Genomic DNA, 16,568 nt, shown 5'->3' with positions numbered 1-16,568 from the left:
CTTATTGGTAGCGTGCTTTGATTGATTCATCAATGATCTGCTCGCACAGATCACCATATTCCAAACCGGCAGCCTTCGCAGCCTTCGGAATCAGACTCGCCGGAGTCATACCCGGAAGTCCGTTCATTTCCAGACAATAGAACTTACCGTCTGTATCGTCAACGATAAAGTCAGCGCGTGCATACACATCCATGCGTAAAGTGCGAAATGCCTTCTCTGCCATGCGCTTCATTTTCTTCTGTGTCTTCTCATCGAGAGAGACCGGAGGGCAGATTTCCTGTGCGCCGCCTGCCTGGTATTTGTTCTCGTAGTTGAACACACCGTCTTTAGGAATGATCTCTACGATCGGAAGTGCTTTGCCGGCGAGAATACCACAGGCAAATTCTCTTCCTTTGATATAAGGTTCAATTACAACTTCTTCTTCCTGATGGACATCAAAAGACTGATGGATCGCATCAAGATATTCTTCTTCGGTGTGAACGATAAATACACCGATGCTGGAACCGCCGGAGCATGGTTTGATAACCAGTGGAAGATAATATCCCAGCTCGTCAAGCGGGGTATCCTTTGTCTGGCGGTTCAGGGAAGTTCCTCGCGGAGTTGCTACACGACTCATTTTAAAGATCTGTTTGGCAACCAGTTTATTCATAGAAAGGGAACAACCCAGAGAATTCGGACCGGTATAACGGATGCCGAGGATATCAAAAGTAGCCTGCAACTTTCCGTTCTCACCGACAGAACCGTGCAGAGCCATAAAAGTAATATCTGCAATACGGCACAGCTCGATGACGTTCGGTCCAAGATAGCAGTCGGACTGATCAGGTCGGGACTTTTTCAAAGCATCGAGATCCGGCATCGTTGTTTTGATACCTTCTGCAATACCAAGTCCGGCGTCCGGAAGATCGAAGACTTCGTCCAGTTTATCCGCATCATAAGGTAGTCCAAAATAAACGTCCAGCAGATAAGCCTGATGCCCACTTTCGCGTAGTGTTTTACAGATTCCTGCTCCGGAAATAAGTGATACATCGCGTTCAGGACTGAGTCCTCCGGCTAATACTATAATTTTCATAAAATAAATTCTCCTTACTTAGTCAGATATGCTCATCTGATCAAGCAGCGATTTTTTTACATCGTATAATTTCTGTGATAAATCCACATGGATACGATGTGGGTAGAAGAGACGTTTGGTCTCATCCCAGAGTGTATCCTTCTCTTGCTTGCAGTAAGCTGCAATCTCCATGACAGAAGGAGAGTTGTAGACACATTCACCATTTATGAAGACTGGAACGAGAATCTCACGCATTGTGTATGTGCCACCCGGAAGCCTGGTCTTCTTCCATGTCTCGATTGGATCAAATAATAACAGATCTTCATTGGTGTCATATTCTTCGCCGGCAAAACAGATCAGATCAGCTTTGAGTTTTCCTGTTTCTTTATCATAGATACGATAAATGGTTTTGTTACCAGGATTTGTGATTTTTTCTGTATTTTCAGAAATCTTAATCTTCGGAATAAATTCTCCGTCCTGATTCTTTATGGCAGCCAGCTTATATACACCGCCGAAAGACGGGCAGTCCTTGGAAGTGATCAGATTTGTACCGACACCCCAGGAATCGATGGCTGCTTTTTGCATCTTCAGATCGTGGAGAAGGAACTCATCCAGATCATTGGATGCGCAGATGGTTGCATCTTCGAATCCGGCAGCATCCAACATCTTGCGTGCTTCTTTAGAAAGGTATGCAAGGTCGCCACTGTCAAGACGGATTCCGTATTTTTTGAGGGGATGACCAGACTCTTTAAATTCCCGGAATACACGAATCGCATTCGGTACACCGGATTTGAGAGTATCATACGTATCGACAAGTAATGTGCAGTTATCCGGATACATTTTCGCATAGTTCTTAAATGCAGTATATTCATCCTTGAAGCTCATGATCCAGCTATGTGCATGTGTACCCATGACCGGAACATCAAAAAGCTGTCCTGCAAGAACATTGGATGTGCCGACGCAGCCGCCGATCATAGCAGCTCTCGCACCATAAAGTCCGGCATCCGGTCCTTGTGCACGTCTCAGACCAAATTCCATAATACCGTCGCCGTCTGCCGCAAAGACAATTCGGGAAGTCTTCGTAGCGATCAGTGACTGGTGATTGATGATGTTCAGGATCGCGGTTTCTACAAGCTGTGCCTCCATGATCGGAGCGATCACTTTTAACAGTGGCTCTTTTGGAAATACAACGGTTCCTTCCGGAATTGCATAGATATCACCACTGAAATGAAAACCGCTTAAGTAGTGCAGAAAATCCTCACTGAAAATGTGCAGACTTCTTAAGTAGTCCACATCCTCGTAAGTAAAATTCAGGTTCTTCACATAATCGATCACCTGCTCTAATCCGGCACATACAGAATATCCGTTGCCGCAAGGATTCTGGCGGAAGAAAACGTCGAAAATAACGGTTTCGTTCTGTTTCTCCTCATAGTATCCCTGCATCATTGTCAGCTCATAAAAGTCCGTCAATAACGTAAGATCTTGTCTGTTCATGGTCCCATTTGTCTCCTTTTTTATAAATTCCGTTCCATTATAGCACTTACAGAGAAAAAAGTAAAAGAAAAAAGAAAAGCCAGGCATTAGAGTAATGCCTGGTTCTTCTTAATGGTATCTTCAATAATCTTCTGACAGTTCTGTGAGAGCTGTTTTTTCTGTTCACGGTCCAGATCTTTTGCATAGATCGGCTTGCCATATTCGATGATGACGTGGGTCTTCTTAATGCGCGGGAACTGTTTCTCGAAAATCGAGATTGTATTATTCATGCTGATCGGTACGATTGGACAACCACTTTTCTCAGCAATTTTAAAAGAGCCGCTGTGGAATGGAAGAACACTTAACTCTTCGCCGGTATTTCTCGTACCTTCCGGGAAAATGCAGATGGAGATTCCGCTTTTTACGTATTCAATTGCTTTGAGGATGGTCTTTAGTCCCTCTTTCGGGTTGTCACGGTCAAGGAAGAGGCAATAAAGGCGCTTCATCCATGTGCGGAGCAGAGGATAGCTCAGCATTTCCTTTTTGGCAATGTATCCGGTGCGGCGTTTGCAGCGGGAGTAAGTCAGAAGAATGTCAAAATAACTTCTGTGATTGCCAATGAAAAGTACCGGCTCATCCGGGATCCTTTCTTCGCCGATTACAGTGATCTCAGTTCCTGCAATCTTAAGCATAAATCGGAATGCAGCCTGCACCATGCGCAGACATTGATAATCGGCAGCTTCCTGATTAAATTTGCTGATGATCCATTCGATACCCAATACCGGGATTCCGAGGATCAGATATAAAAATAAAGTAATGACTACCAAAATAAATCTAAACATTTGTATATCCTTTCTTTGTCTGGGACGCTTAATCAAAGCGTCCATATAATAAGGTAAGTTCACGAAGGGTATCTGCGTATTCCGGTTTCAGATCTTGTGCGCGGAAACGCCAGCTCCAGTTGCCGGCTGCTTTTCCCGGTGTATTCATGCGTCCTTCATCTCCGCAGAATAAAAGATCCTGCAGCGGATAGATTGCATAAGTGGCAATGCTGGAAAGCGCTGCCTTTATCAGCCCATAACCGATATTCTTCTCATCGGTTGTTCCGGTGTAAGCACAGACTTTTTTGCGGCAATGTTCCGGTAATGTCTCGTACCAGGAAAGTGTTGTAGCATTGTCGTGTGTTCCGGTGTAGCAGACGCAGACCGGAGATTCAAAACGGTGCGGCAGATATGCATTTTCGTCGGTAGAATCAAAAGCAAACTGCAGAACCTTCATGCCCGGGAATCCGAAATGTTCACGAAGCGCATTTACCTCATCCGTAATGATACCGAGATCTTCTGCAATGATCGGCAGATCGTCGCCGAGTGCCTGGGAGATCGCATCAAAGAGATCCCAGCCCGGCACCTTCGCCCAGTGTCCGTTGACGGCAGTCGGTTCGCCGTAAGGGATAGACCAGCATGCGTCAAAGCCACGGAAATGGTCGATACGCAGAATGTCCAGATTCTTAAGCTGTGTGCGGATACGCGAGATCCACCAGGAGAAATCGCTGTTCTTATGTGCATCCCATGCATAGAGCGGATTGCCCCAGAGCTGCCCGGTTGCAGAAAAATAATCCGGCGGAACTCCCGCAACAGAGAGCGGATATCCTTTCTCGTCCAGGTGGAATAGTTCTTTGTTTGCCCAGACATCTGCACTGTCCATGGATACGAAGATCGGGATATCGCCGATGATCTGGATGCCTTTCTCATTTGCATATGCTTTCAGTCTGCCCCATTCTGTGAAGAAGATAAACTGCAGAAATTTGTAATATCCGGCTTCTTTCTGCAAAAGCTGTTTTAATTCCTCTTTGTATTCCGGGGATGGGCTGCGGTACATATCCGGCCAGTCCAACCAGCTTCTTCCGTCATTGGCGTCTTTGCAGGCAAGGAAAAGCGCATAATCTTCCAGCCAGAAAGCTTCCTTCTGACAGAAGCGCGCGAAATCCTGCTTTAGCGGATCTCCCCCGTCTCTTTCGTAAAAACGGTTGTATGCAAGGCGGAAAATGCTGTGTTTCCACGGAATGACCGTTCCGTAGTCTACCTGTGCGCTGTCTCCGGCAGGTGCATCTTTCAGTTCATGGTCGAATAAAAGCCCCAGTTCTTTCAAATGATCCGGGCTTATAAGAAGTGGCTGCCCGGCGAAGGCAGAGAAACTCTGATACGGAGAATCTCCGAAACCTGTATGTGTCAGTGGAAGGATCTGCCAGAGTTTCTGTCCGGCGGCTTCCAGAAAATCAACAAAACGGTATGCCGTATGCCCAAGATCTCCGATCCCATATGGAGAAGGAAGTGATGTCGGATGCAGAAGAATACCCGCCTGTCGTCTGTATTGTTTCATAATTAAGTACTCCTTAGTTTGTTTCAATATAATTCAGCTGTTTGTGTGAATGTACAAAAGCACATTTTTATGGCAACACTTTTATAAGTATACACTAAAATTGGTATTTTTCATAGGTTCACTGTGTATGATATTAAAGAGAAATTGCAGGGTGAGTGTATGCGGAAGTGGTTGTTGTGTGCAGGACTTGTTCTCTGTTTGTGGATATTGTGTGGCTGTTCGATCCGGAAAGTGGATGACACGCAGAAAAGAAAAGCCGTATATGAAAATGTCCGGAGAGAGGAAATACCGGAAGAATGTAAGAAATGGATTGAAGAAAAGAAACAGGAACCATTTACCCTGACATACGAAGATCAGGGCAGTCTGTATCTGTTCTGCGGGTATGGAAGAAAAAAGCAGGACGGTTACCGGGTGAAGGTTGTAAAGATAGAAGAAACTTCCAATACAATTTTCTTTCAGACAGAGCTTGTCGGTCCGAAAAGAGGAACCGTAAGAAAAAAGAAGGAGACCTATCCGTACTGCGTGGTGAAAATGAAAGCAGGCGGGAAGATGGTGGTATTTGAATGATACCAGGGGTTCAGGTCTGCAGCCATATGCGCAGCACGGAACAATCCGTGGGTATCATAAATATATGATGGATATTTTTATGGTGCAACAGCAAATAACAGGAAAGTGAGGTTGTCAAAATGGAGCAAAAAGATTATGAAACTCTGACATGCGAGACGCAGGAATTTAGGGGATACAGCCAGGGAAAAACGATTGTAGATCAGTTTTATGTGGATCAGGACTATAACGTGCCGGATGCCAAAAGTGATGTGCAGCGTGTGATCCTGAATGAAGGTACATTGCGCATCGAAGAGCAGAAAATTGTGGACAATTACATACGGATCAGCGGAAAGATACAGTTTCGCATGCTTTATGTGACGGATGACTCTGAGAAACGGCTGTCATCTCTGGAAGGAAGATTCCCATTTGAGGAGCTGGTTTATGCAGAAAAAGTGCCGGAGGGCAGTTTATTTATCAAGAGTTCACAGACGGAACTTACCGTAACGGTGATCCATTCAAGAAAGCTCGGAATCAAAGCACTCGTAGAATTACAGGTTTGTTCGGAACAGCAGAAAGAAGAACATCTGACAAGCGATATTTACAGAGAAGGAAGACGGGGGGAAGAAGGCAGCAAATACGCAGACGGACTGTGCAGAAAGAAGAGACAGGAGACACTTCTGAAAATGCATACGATGAAGCGTGATACATACCGGATCAAAGAAGAAGTACAGATTGGCGGGACAAAAGAAAATATCGGCACATTACTGTGGACCGAAGTCACTCCGGGAAAACTGGACACAAGGATTGGGGAGGAAGTACTTCTGCTGCAGGGTGAAATGCTTGTGTTCTGTTTTTATGAATCGCCGGATGGAAGGCTGGACTGGATAGAGCAGACGGTGGCATATGAAGGAAAGATTCCGTGTTATGGAGCAAAAGATTCCATGTATCATCAATTGTATCCGGTATTTACAGATGTGGCAGTGGAATCGCGCATGGACGAGGAAGGAGAAGTAAGAATTCTTGGTGTGGAAGCAACGCTGGATATGCGGCTGATCGTCTATGAAGAAGTAGAAATGGATGTGCTGGAGGATGCCTATGCGCTGGATGGTGAGTGTGAGATCAAATATAAGGACTGTCCGTGCGAAAAATTACTGATGCAGAATCATACCAAATGTAAAGTGACAGAGAAGCTGACACTTCCGGAGATTAAAGAAGATATTTTACAGATTTGCCACAGCACAGGAAGAGTGGAAGTGGAGAGTACACAGATTACAGAGAAAGGAATCGAAGTGGAAGGTGTATTGCATATCCAGTTTCTTTATATCAAATCAGACGATGAAATCCCGTTTGATGTATGGCAGGGAATGGTTCCGTTTACTGCATTTCTGGAAAGTAATGAGACGAATGATCGGATGCAGGTGGATCTGACGTGGTGCATCGAACAGTTAAATGTCGGATTGCTTGGAAATGCAGAAGTAGAAGTAAAAGCAGTACTTGCATTTCACGGATTTCTGAAAGAAGAAGTGAAAATACGCTGCCCGCAGGAAATGATCTGTCTCCCGTTTGATGCAGAAAAACTGGAAAAACAGCCGGGAATCGTAGGCTACATCGTAAAAGAAGGAGATACACTCTGGGATCTCGCAAAGCGTTACGGCACAACCGGAGAGAGGATTCTCGAGATGAATGACAGTGAAAAGAATGGACTGAAATCTGGGGATAAAATATTGATTTTTAAGGAAAGTTTAAGTATACTGTAGGTAAATTGTATACAAGATACAAGGTACAAGGTAAAAAGTACAAGGAGAACAAAAGATGGACAGATTAGAACTGAAAGCACTTGGAAAAATTAATCTTGGTCTGGATGTGCTGGGAAGACGGGAGAATGGCTACCATGACGTGCGTATGGTTATGCAGACCGTTTATCTCTATGACCGTATTATTATGAAGAAGAGTAAGACACCGGGGATCAGACTTGAGACGAATCTCTATTATCTTCCGGTAAATGAGAATAATCTGGCTTATCAGGCTGCACAGATGCTGATGGACGAATTTCATATAGAAGAAGGTGTTTCCATACAATTGGATAAACACATTCCGGTGGCAGCAGGCATGGCAGGCGGAAGCTCAAATGCGGCAGCAGTTCTTTTTGGAATGAACCGGATGTTTTCACTTGGCCTGAGTCAGAAAGAACTGATGGAACGAGGTGTTAAGCTCGGTGCAGATGTTCCGTACTGTATTATGCGCGGAACCGTGCTGGCAGAAGGAATCGGAGAGATTCTAACGCCATTATCCCCGATGCCGAAATGCTATGTTCTTATTGCAAAACCGGCAATAAGTGTATCGACGAAGATGGTCTATGAGAAACTGGATTCTCACGAAATCGAAGATCATCCGGATATCGACGGTATTTTAGCAGGATTAAAAGCCGGAGATCTGAAGAAAGTTGCAGGCAGCATGGGCAATGTACTGGAGCGTGTAACTGTGGATGCTTATCCGGTGATCGACCAGATTAAGAAAATGATGATAAAAGAGGGCGCGCTGAACGCTATGATGAGCGGAAGCGGACCGACTGTATTTGGAATCTTTGAAGAGAAAGCAACGGCAAGAAAAGCTGCCGATGCGATCCGGGATGCGAGACTGACAAAACAGGTTTATGTGACGAATATACACAATGCAAGGAGAAAAAGATGAAAGAACCGAAATTTAATGTGACAATGAATGAATATCTGCCTCTGCGTGATGTTGTATTTAATACATTAAGACAGGCAATTCTGCGCGGAGAGCTGAAACCGGGCGAGCGTCTGATGGAGATCCAGCTCGCAAATAAGCTTGGCGTCAGCCGTACACCGATCCGTGAGGCGCTTAGAAAGCTGGAGCTGGAAGGTCTGGTAAATATGGTGCCGCGAAAAGGTGCCGAAGTTGCAGACATTACAGAGAAGAGTCTGCGCGATGTACTGGAAGTAAGAAAAGCGCTGGAAGAATTATCCGTACAGCTTGCGTGTGAGAAGATCACAGAGGAAGAGATCGAGGAACTGAAACGGGTAGCAGAGCGATTTAAAGATACACTGGATGATCAGGATGTAACAAAGATCGCGGAAGCGGATGTGGCATTTCACGATGTTATTTATACGGCAACAGATAATCAGAAGCTGATTCTGCTGCTTAACAATCTGCGTGAGCAGATGTATCGTTACCGGGTGGAATATCTGAAAAAAGAAGAAGCATATCCGCAGCTTATCGCAGAGCATGAAGAACTGATCGATAATATTTCAAAGAGAAATAAAGAAGAAGCAACCCGCATCATGTGCGAACATATCGACAATCAGGTTGCAACCGTGATCAATGTTATTCACACAAAAAAAGTTTAAAAGGATTTGAAAATATTTGTATAAATTCCTGTGAAATGTGAAGACTCCCAATAAAAGAAAGGAGTACATAGAACAGGTGAGATATATAAATATAAAAACTTATAGAATTCAGAAGGCAGTCTGTGTTATACTGAGCGTCTGCGCCGCATGTCTTTTGTTTTATGTGTTGTGTGACTGTGAAGAAATCAGGGCGCAGAGAGCAATTGATAAGACGCAGGAAAAACTTGCAAAAGAAGTATTGAGATTTCATGTTCTGGCGAACAGCGACAGCAATGAAGACCAGAAAGTGAAAAGGCAGGTCCGGGATGCCGTGCTTGTATACAGAAGCCGGTTACTGAAAAGCGATGGAAATAAAGATACATCTGCAGATGCTGACAGCATGGAACAGGAAGTATCAAGAGCAGAGGCAGAGCGACTTGTGAGGGAGTATTTGCCGGAATTTGAGCAGGAAGTAAACCGGGTGCTTAAAAAAGCGGGTGTAAATTACCGCGCGAAGGCAGTGCTGGCAGATGTCTATTTCCCGGAGAAATATTATGGAAATATCTGCTTCCCGAAGGGATGGTACCGGGCATTAGAGATAAGACTTGGGAAAGCCACAGGGCATAACTGGTGGTGTGTGTTGTATCCGAGCATGTGTTTTACAGAGGCGGTCTGTGTGACACCGGATGAAAAAGGCAGAGAGAACTTAAGAGAAATGCTGGATGCAGATGCGTATGAACTGGTGACGAAGCCGGAAAAGTTCCGGTTAAAAAGCTATTTTTTCGGTGAGAAGCTGAACCGGTGGCTGGCAGACAGATAGAGGAGGAAATGTCATGACAGAGTTTCTGATTAGACATTTTGTAGAAAATTATGAAGATGTGGAAAAGGTGTCTGTGCGGACAGCATATGGAGTGCTGGCGAGTGTCACGGGCATCTTTTGCAATCTTTTTTTATTCGGACTGAAATGGTGTATCGGATTTTTCCTGCACAGTATTTCCATTATGGCAGATGCATTTAATAACCTGTCGGATGCAGGTTCATCCATCATCAGTCTGGTTGGAGTGAAGATTGCAGAGAGACCGGCAGATGAAGAGCATCCGTTCGGACATGGAAGAGTGGAATATATTGCGGCGCTGGTCGTCGCATTTCTTGTGCTGGAAGTCGGATTTACATTTTTTAAAGATGCCATTTCTAAAATAAGACATCCACAGGAAATGCGATTCCAGTTATTTTCGGTCGTCGTATTGATCCTGTCCGTTGCGGTCAAGTTGTGGATGAGCTATTTTAATAAGAAATTGGGAAAAAGGATAGATTCCAAAGTGATGATGGCGGTGTCGGCAGATGCGATCGGCGATGTCATTACGACATCGGCAACGATATTTTCAGTTGTATTTTTAAAGCTGACCGGGTATAATATCGACGGATTTATAGGTCTGGGTGTATCCCTTGTCGTTATGTGGGCAGGTGTCGGTATCGCAAAAGATACGCTGGAGCCATTGATCGGTCAGGCAGTAGATCCGAAAGTCTATTTACAGATCACGAATTTTGTGGAAAAATATGACGGTGTAGTTGGCAGCCACGATTTGATCGTACATAATTACGGACCGGCAAAGAGTATGGCATCAATCCATGCGGAAGTGCCGAATAATGTGGATATTGAAGAATCTCATGCCGTCATTGACCGGATTGAGCGGGAAGCCATGGAGAAGATGGGACTTTTCCTTGTGATCCATATGGATCCGGTTGAGACAGAAGATAAAAAAGTGCTGGCAATCAAAAAAGATGCCGAAGAGATTATAAAAGAGATGGACAAGCGTGTCAGCATCCATGATTTCAGGGTAGTAGGAGGTAGGGATCATAAGAACCTGATCTTTGATATGGTGATTCCTTACGAATATGATAAAGAGAAACAAAATGACTTAAGAGAAGAGTTTGCTCGCAGACTCCGGGAAAAAAATGACCGGTATCATGCAGTGATCACAATGGAAAGGAGCTATGTGGCAAGTGCAGCAGAATAATCATTATACATTTGACAGCAAGGTGCGGTTCAGCGAAGTCGATCATACCGGCCGTATTACCTTACCGGGGATTATCAACTATTTCCAGGACTGCAGTACATTCCAGTCGGAAAGTATCGGACTTGGCGTGGACTATTTTGCGGAACATAACAGAGCCTGGGTACTAACTTACTGGCAGGTCGTGATCGAAGAATATCCGCGGCTTGCACAGGAGATTAATATAGCGACATGGGCGACAGAATTTAAAAGCATGTTGGGAAAGCGTAATTTCTGCATGACAGATGCAGAAGGAAAGAAACTTGCATATGCCAATTCTGTCTGGGCATATATGGATATGAAAAAAGGACGCCCGGTGCGGCCGTCCGCAGAAGAAGTAGAGCCGTACGGAAGCGGAGAGCCACTGGAGATGGATTATCAGCCAAGGAAGATAAAACTTCCGGAGAGTGCGGTGAAAAAAGAGCCGTTTGCAGTGCGAAAATATCATATCGATACAAACGAACATGTGAATAACTGTCAGTATGTACAGATGGCAATGGAATATATCGAACATACCGGGGATATCAGGCAGGTTCGTGTAGAATATAAAAATTCGGCAGTGTATGGAGATATCATTGTGCCGAAAGTGGCAGCAGAGGAAACAAGAACGGTAGTGGAGCTTTGTGATGAGTCGGATCGGATCTTTGCGACCGTTGAATTCAGCTAATAGGAGAAAAAGATGAATTTACAGAATGAATTAGGAAAAAGAAGAAGTTTAATGGTAGTAAAAATCGTAGATTTCGGTGTATATCTCGGAACAAAAGATGAGAAGGTTCTGCTTCCGAAGAAAGAAGTGCCTGCCGGTATTGAAGTCGGAGATCCGATCGAAGTATTCTTATACAAAGATTCATCCGACCGTATCATTGCAACCACACGCATACCAAAGCTGATGATGGGAGAAGTGAAGGTACTGGAAGTCGCTGACACAGCGAGAATCGGTGCATTTCTGGACTGGGGTCTGGAAAAAGACCTCCTGCTTCCGTTCCGCGAGCAGACAGCAAAAGTCTCCAAGAAAGACAAAGTATTAGTCGCTCTGTATGTGGACAAGAGCGGAAGACTGTGCGCAACGATGAAAGTGTATGATAAGCTCCGCACAGATGCGCCATACGAGAAAGACGCAGAAGTGAAAGGACGCATTTACGAGATCAGTGATAACTTTGGCGCGTTTGTCGCAGTAGATGATAAATATTCTGCGCTGATCCCGAAGAGAGAAGCGTACGGCAATCTGAAAGTCGGCATGGAAGTCGAGTGTCGCGTAACAAAAGTGCACGAAGACGGAAAACTAGATCTAAGTGTCAGAAAGAAAGCGTTTGAGCAGATGGATGATGATGCAGTCATGATTCTGGACTATGTAGAAAAAAATGGTGGAAGTATTCCATTTACTGACAAATCTGATCCTGAAAAAATCAAGGAAACTTTTGGAATTAGTAAAAATGCATTCAAAAGAGCAGTTGGCAGATTATTTAAAGAGCATAAGATACAAATTAAGGAGAATGGAATTGAACTTTCGAAAAAATAGGTTCTTGAAATCCTAAAAAAATAAGGTATAATTAGTAGCGTGAGAAAAAGAAAAGAGCTTATCAAGCGTGAATAATGGAAGGAGAGCAATAGAATGAAAGTACAGAATATCAAAGACATCGACGCATTTTTTAAGACAGTTGACGATTGTTCAGGAAGAGTTGAATTAGTAACAGGAGAAGGAGACAGACTGAACCTGAAATCTAAATTATCTCAGTATGTTTCTATGGCAAACATCTTCTCCGGCGGAGAGATCCCGGAGCTTGAGATCATCGCTTATGAGCCGGAAGATACAGACAGACTGATCAAATTCATGATGAACAACTAATTAGAATCAGGTCGCAAAGAGATATGAGAAGGCAGATGGCAGGATATGCTATCTGCCTTCTTGCGTGTATAGGCTTCAGAGAAAGCTGACGTTACAACGTGCACTAATGTTATGCAGATTATGATTATGAAAAATTTAGTTCGGGATAACAAAAAACGCTATCATGGGTGGAAATGTGGTATAATATTCGAGATACCAGGGGCAAAAGCCTGAAACCACTATGTGCAGGCACATGAGTGGTTTTATGAAACAATTCGTATGGTATCTTAACAAAATGAAGAAATATAAGAATACATAAATTATAAAATAAAAAGGAGTCGGAATAGATTATGAGTTTTGCGCATCTGCATGTCCATACGGAGTTCAGTCTGCTGGATGGTTCCAATAAAATCAAAGAATGTGTTTCCAGAGTGAAGGAACTGGGAATGAACAGTGTGGCGATCACGGATCATGGAGTTATGTTCGGCGTGATCGATTTTTATCGTGCGGCAAAGGCAGCAGGGATCAAGCCAATCCTTGGATGTGAAGTGTATGTTGCGCCCGGCTCCCGTTTTGATAAAGAGGCAGTTGGCAATAATGATGACAGATATTATCATCTCGTACTTCTGGCAGAAAATGAGACCGGTTATTACAACTTAATGAAGATCGTATCCAGAGGATTTACAGAAGGCTACTATTATAAACCGCGTGTCGATATGGAACTATTGGAGCAATACCATGAGGGAATCATTGCTTTGAGTGCTTGCCTTGCAGGGGAAGTGCAGAAGAATATTCTCCGGGGAATGTATGGTGAGGCAAAGGCTGCAGCGTGCCGGTACAAAGATATTTTCGGAGAAGGAAATTTCTTTCTGGAACTGCAGGATCATGGAATGGAGGAGCAGAAACTGGTAAACCAGTCGCTGCTTCGTATGTCGCAGGAGACAGGAATTGAACTGGTGGCAACGAATGATATCCACTATACTTACGCAGACGATGTGAAGCCACATGACATCCTGCTCTGTATCCAGACTGGCAAGAAGTTGGCAGATGAAGACCGTATGCGTTATGAAGGCGGGCAGTATTACATCAAGTCCGAAGAAGAGATGCGAAAATTATTTCCATATGCACAGGAAGCAATTGATAATACACAGAAGATTGCGGACCGTTGCAATGTGGAGATTGTATTTGGTGAGAAGAAGCTGCCGAAATATGATGTGCCAGATGGTTTTACTTCCTGGGAGTATTTGAATAAATTATGTTATGAAGGACTGGAAAGACGGTATCCGGGAGACGATCCGAAGATCCGTGAACGTCTGGAATACGAGCTTAGCGTTATTAAACGTATGGGGTATGTAGATTATTTCTTGATTGTATGGGATTTTATCAAATATGCAAGAGACCACGGCATCAGTGTCGGACCGGGACGAGGTTCGGCAGCCGGAAGTATTGTATCCTACTGTCTAGGTATTACAAGTATTGATCCGCTCCGGTATCAGCTCCTGTTTGAGCGTTTTCTGAATCCGGAACGTGTATCTATGCCGGATATTGACGTGGATTTTTGCTTTGAACGAAGACAGGAAGTCATTGATTATGTTGTGCGGAAATATGGAACTGACCGGGTGGTGCAGATCGTAACGTTCGGTACAATGGCGGCGCGCGGCGTTATCCGTGATGTAGGGCGTGTTATGGACCTTCCGTATGCATTTGTAGATGGAATCGCCAAAATGATCCCGAAAGAACTGAATATTACACTGGGGAAAGCATTACAGTCCAGTCCGGATTTCAAAAAAGCTTACGATAACGATCCGCAGGTAAAAGAGCTGATCGATATGTCCATGCGTCTGGAAGGACTTCCGAGACATACATCCATGCATGCAGCCGGTGTCGTGATCAGTCAGAAAGCAGTAGAAGAATACGTGCCGCTTTCGGTAGGTTCGGATGGTTCGGTTGTCACACAGTTTACAATGACAACGCTGGAAGAGCTGGGACTTCTGAAAATGGATTTCCTCGGTCTCCGGACGCTGACTGTTATTCAGGATGCAGTGCGCCTGGCAGAAAAGAGTTCCGGTAAAGAGATTGACATCAATGCGATTGATTATAACGATAAAAAAGTACTGGATTACATCGGAAGCGGCGAGACAGATGGCATATTCCAGTTGGAAAGTGGCGGTATGAAAGGGTTCATGAAGGAACTGAAACCACAGAATCTGGAAGACATTATCGCCGGTATCTCGCTGTACCGTCCGGGACCGATGGACTTCATTCCACAGTATATTAAGGGAAAGAACCATCCGGAGTTGATCACTTACGACTGCCCGCAGCTGGAGCCGATCCTTGCGCCGACTTACGGCTGTATCGTATATCAGGAACAGGTTATGCAGATCGTACGTGATCTTGCCGGATTTACACTGGGACGAAGCGACCTTCTGCGCCGTGCCATGTCCAAGAAAAAGGGTGACGTGATGCAGAAAGAACGGCAGGCATTTGTCTACGGAGACGAAGAAGGCGGTGTGCCGGGCTGTATCGCAAATGGAATTGACGAGAAGACGGCAAATAAGATCTATGATGAGATGATTGATTTCGCCAAATATGCATTTAACAAGTCACATGCGGCGGCTTACGCAGTTGTATCTTATCAGACAGCCTGGTTAAAATATTATTATCCGGTAGAGTTCATGGCGGCGCTTATGACGTCTATGATCGATAATCCGCCGAAGGTTGCAGAATATATTTATAGCTGTCGTCAAATGGGAATCGAGATCCTGCCACCGGATATCAATGAAGGTGTCGGTAACTTTTCGGTACAGGACGGAAAAATCCGTTATGGCCTTGCGGCGATTAAGAGTATCGGTCGTCCGGTCATTGAATCAATCGTAAGAGAGCGGAATGAACGCGGAAAATTTAAGACACTGAAAGATTTTATCGAGCGCCTTTCCGGAAAAGAAGTGAATAAACGTACGATCGAAAGTTTTATCAAATCCGGTGCATTTGACGGGCTTGGAGGCACGAGAAAACAGTTCATGATCATTTATGTGCAGATTGTGGATCAGGTGAACCAGGAGCGCAAATATTCCATGGCAGGACAGCTTTCGCTGTTTGATATGGTGGACGATGACCAGAAAGCAGAATTTGATATTCCATTGCCGAAGGTCGGAGAATATGAAAAAGAGACAAGGCTTGCATTTGAAAAAGAAGTGCTGGGCGTCTATCTGACTGGACATCCGATGGAAGAATACGAAGAAAAATGGAGAAAGAGTATTTCCAAAACGACGTTGGACTTCCAGCTTGATAAAGAAACCGGTGCAGCGAAAGTGCATGATGGCGCAAAAGAGATCATCGGAGGAATTATCGCGACGCTTGCCATTAAGTATACGAAGACCAATAAAACGATGGCGATCCTGACATTGGAAGATCTGCTCGGAACAGTGGAAGTAGTCGTATTTCCGAGAGATTATGAAAAATACAAAGAATATCTGCAGGAAGAAAATAAAGTATTTATCCGCGGACGCGTATCGGAAGAAGATGACGCACCGAGCAAACTGATCTGCGAATCGGTAGTTCCATTTTCCCAGACACGCAAAGAACTGTGGCTCCAATATGCAGACAAAGATACATTTCTTGCACAGGAACAGATGCTCTATGACCTGATCGGAAACTCTGACGGAAGAGACGAAGTTGTCATTTACTGCAAGAAAGAACGTGTTGTAAAACGGCTTGGAAGGAACCGGAATGTACAGGTTGAAACTGGCTTATTAAGCAGGCTTATGAACTATCTTGGCGACTCCTGCGTGAAAGTAATCGAAAAAAACATTGAAAACATTTGATAATTCATGTAAAATGGTGCACGGATGGATAAATTATATTAAAATAAGTAAGGATAAATGATGGAGGGATGA

Annotated in this window: 14 protein-coding genes; 10 read left to right on the top strand and 4 right to left on the bottom strand. The window is 44.3% G+C overall.

Going from position 1 to position 16,568, the window contains the following annotated elements; all coding sequences use genetic code 11:
* Position 1: 1 nt before the first annotated feature.
* From DWY31_RS07835 to malQ, 4 genes are all read right to left on the bottom strand, one after another.
* Positions 2–1,069, bottom strand: a complete 1,068-nt coding sequence (locus tag DWY31_RS07835; protein ID WP_117537043.1) for a D-alanine--D-alanine ligase family protein — start codon at positions 1,067–1,069, stop codon at positions 2–4.
* An 18-nt stretch (positions 1,070–1,087) separates the two neighbouring features.
* Positions 1,088–2,542, bottom strand: coding sequence for a nicotinate phosphoribosyltransferase (locus DWY31_RS07830; RefSeq protein WP_021859671.1), 1,455 nt, complete (start codon positions 2,540–2,542; stop codon positions 1,088–1,090).
* 86 nt (positions 2,543–2,628) lie between these two features.
* A complete protein-coding gene (locus DWY31_RS07825) occupies positions 2,629–3,363 on the bottom strand; it encodes a lysophospholipid acyltransferase family protein (RefSeq protein ID WP_118519954.1) in 735 nt (244 codons plus the stop codon).
* A gap of 28 nt (positions 3,364–3,391) precedes the next feature.
* Positions 3,392–4,933, bottom strand: a complete 1,542-nt coding sequence (gene malQ, locus DWY31_RS07820; protein ID WP_442873165.1) for a 4-alpha-glucanotransferase — start codon at positions 4,931–4,933, stop codon at positions 3,392–3,394.
* Between the two features lie 126 nt (positions 4,934–5,059).
* Here malQ and DWY31_RS07815 point away from each other — a divergent pair, with 126 nt between their 5' ends.
* The 10 genes from DWY31_RS07815 to DWY31_RS07770 all read left to right on the top strand — a co-directional run bounded on the left by DWY31_RS07815 (position 5,060) and on the right by DWY31_RS07770 (position 16,496).
* Entirely contained in the window at positions 5,060–5,467 is a 408-nt protein-coding gene (locus tag DWY31_RS07815) for a protease complex subunit PrcB family protein (RefSeq protein WP_117537040.1), read from the top strand.
* A gap of 119 nt (positions 5,468–5,586) precedes the next feature.
* Positions 5,587–7,203, top strand: a complete 1,617-nt coding sequence (locus tag DWY31_RS07810; RefSeq protein WP_199671951.1) for a DUF3794 and LysM peptidoglycan-binding domain-containing protein — start codon at positions 5,587–5,589, stop codon at positions 7,201–7,203.
* Positions 7,204–7,258: 55 nt separating this feature from the next.
* Positions 7,259–8,137: a 4-(cytidine 5'-diphospho)-2-C-methyl-D-erythritol kinase gene (gene ispE / locus DWY31_RS07805; RefSeq protein ID WP_117537039.1), complete on the top strand. Its 879-nt coding sequence runs from the start codon at positions 7,259–7,261 to the stop codon at positions 8,135–8,137.
* Positions 8,134–8,814 (top strand): GntR family transcriptional regulator, encoded by a 681-nt coding sequence (locus DWY31_RS07800; protein WP_021859677.1) that lies wholly within the window; start codon positions 8,134–8,136, stop codon positions 8,812–8,814. Before ispE ends, DWY31_RS07800 begins: the two co-directional genes overlap by 4 nt.
* A gap of 76 nt (positions 8,815–8,890) precedes the next feature.
* Positions 8,891–9,613, top strand: a complete 723-nt coding sequence (locus tag DWY31_RS07795) for a stage II sporulation protein R (protein WP_243060489.1) — start codon at positions 8,891–8,893, stop codon at positions 9,611–9,613.
* 13 nt (positions 9,614–9,626) lie between these two features.
* Complete coding sequence (locus DWY31_RS07790) at positions 9,627–10,811, top strand: cation diffusion facilitator family transporter (protein ID WP_117537037.1); 1,185 nt, start codon at positions 9,627–9,629, stop codon at positions 10,809–10,811.
* Positions 10,798–11,514, top strand: a complete 717-nt coding sequence (locus DWY31_RS07785) for an acyl-[acyl-carrier-protein] thioesterase (protein ID WP_118519952.1) — start codon at positions 10,798–10,800, stop codon at positions 11,512–11,514. The genes DWY31_RS07790 and DWY31_RS07785 overlap by 14 nt, the downstream gene beginning before the upstream one ends.
* A gap of 12 nt (positions 11,515–11,526) precedes the next feature.
* Positions 11,527–12,366 (top strand): CvfB family protein, encoded by an 840-nt coding sequence (locus DWY31_RS07780; protein ID WP_021859681.1) that lies wholly within the window; start codon positions 11,527–11,529, stop codon positions 12,364–12,366.
* Positions 12,367–12,459: 93 nt separating this feature from the next.
* Positions 12,460–12,693, top strand: a complete 234-nt coding sequence (locus DWY31_RS07775) for a hypothetical protein (protein ID WP_021859682.1) — start codon at positions 12,460–12,462, stop codon at positions 12,691–12,693.
* A gap of 329 nt (positions 12,694–13,022) precedes the next feature.
* Entirely contained in the window at positions 13,023–16,496 is a 3,474-nt protein-coding gene (locus DWY31_RS07770; protein WP_118519951.1) for a DNA polymerase III subunit alpha, read from the top strand.
* Positions 16,497–16,568 lie beyond the last annotated feature (72 nt).

Source organism: Dorea sp. AF24-7LB, from assembly GCF_003478575.1.
Classification (GTDB): Bacteria; Bacillota; Clostridia; order Lachnospirales; family Lachnospiraceae; genus Dorea_D; species Dorea_D hominis.
This window is presented reverse-complemented; position numbering and strand designations above follow the sequence as displayed.

Coding starts and splice junctions, on each gene's coding strand:
- DWY31_RS07825 (WP_118519954.1), bottom strand. CDS start 3,363: ATGTTTAGATTTATTTTGGTAGTCATTACTTTATTTTTATATCTGATC.
- DWY31_RS07835 (WP_117537043.1), bottom strand. CDS start 1,069: ATGAAAATTATAGTATTAGCCGGAGGACTCAGTCCTGAACGCGATGTA.
- ispE (WP_117537039.1), top strand. CDS start 7,259: ATGGACAGATTAGAACTGAAAGCACTTGGAAAAATTAATCTTGGTCTG.
- DWY31_RS07790 (WP_117537037.1), top strand. CDS start 9,627: ATGACAGAGTTTCTGATTAGACATTTTGTAGAAAATTATGAAGATGTG.
- DWY31_RS07830 (WP_021859671.1), bottom strand. CDS start 2,542: ATGAACAGACAAGATCTTACGTTATTGACGGACTTTTATGAGCTGACA.
- DWY31_RS07775 (WP_021859682.1), top strand. CDS start 12,460: ATGAAAGTACAGAATATCAAAGACATCGACGCATTTTTTAAGACAGTT.
- DWY31_RS07770 (WP_118519951.1), top strand. CDS start 13,023: ATGAGTTTTGCGCATCTGCATGTCCATACGGAGTTCAGTCTGCTGGAT.
- DWY31_RS07800 (WP_021859677.1), top strand. CDS start 8,134: ATGAAAGAACCGAAATTTAATGTGACAATGAATGAATATCTGCCTCTG.
- DWY31_RS07780 (WP_021859681.1), top strand. CDS start 11,527: ATGAATTTACAGAATGAATTAGGAAAAAGAAGAAGTTTAATGGTAGTA.
- DWY31_RS07815 (WP_117537040.1), top strand. CDS start 5,060: ATGCGGAAGTGGTTGTTGTGTGCAGGACTTGTTCTCTGTTTGTGGATA.
- DWY31_RS07810 (WP_199671951.1), top strand. CDS start 5,587: ATGGAGCAAAAAGATTATGAAACTCTGACATGCGAGACGCAGGAATTT.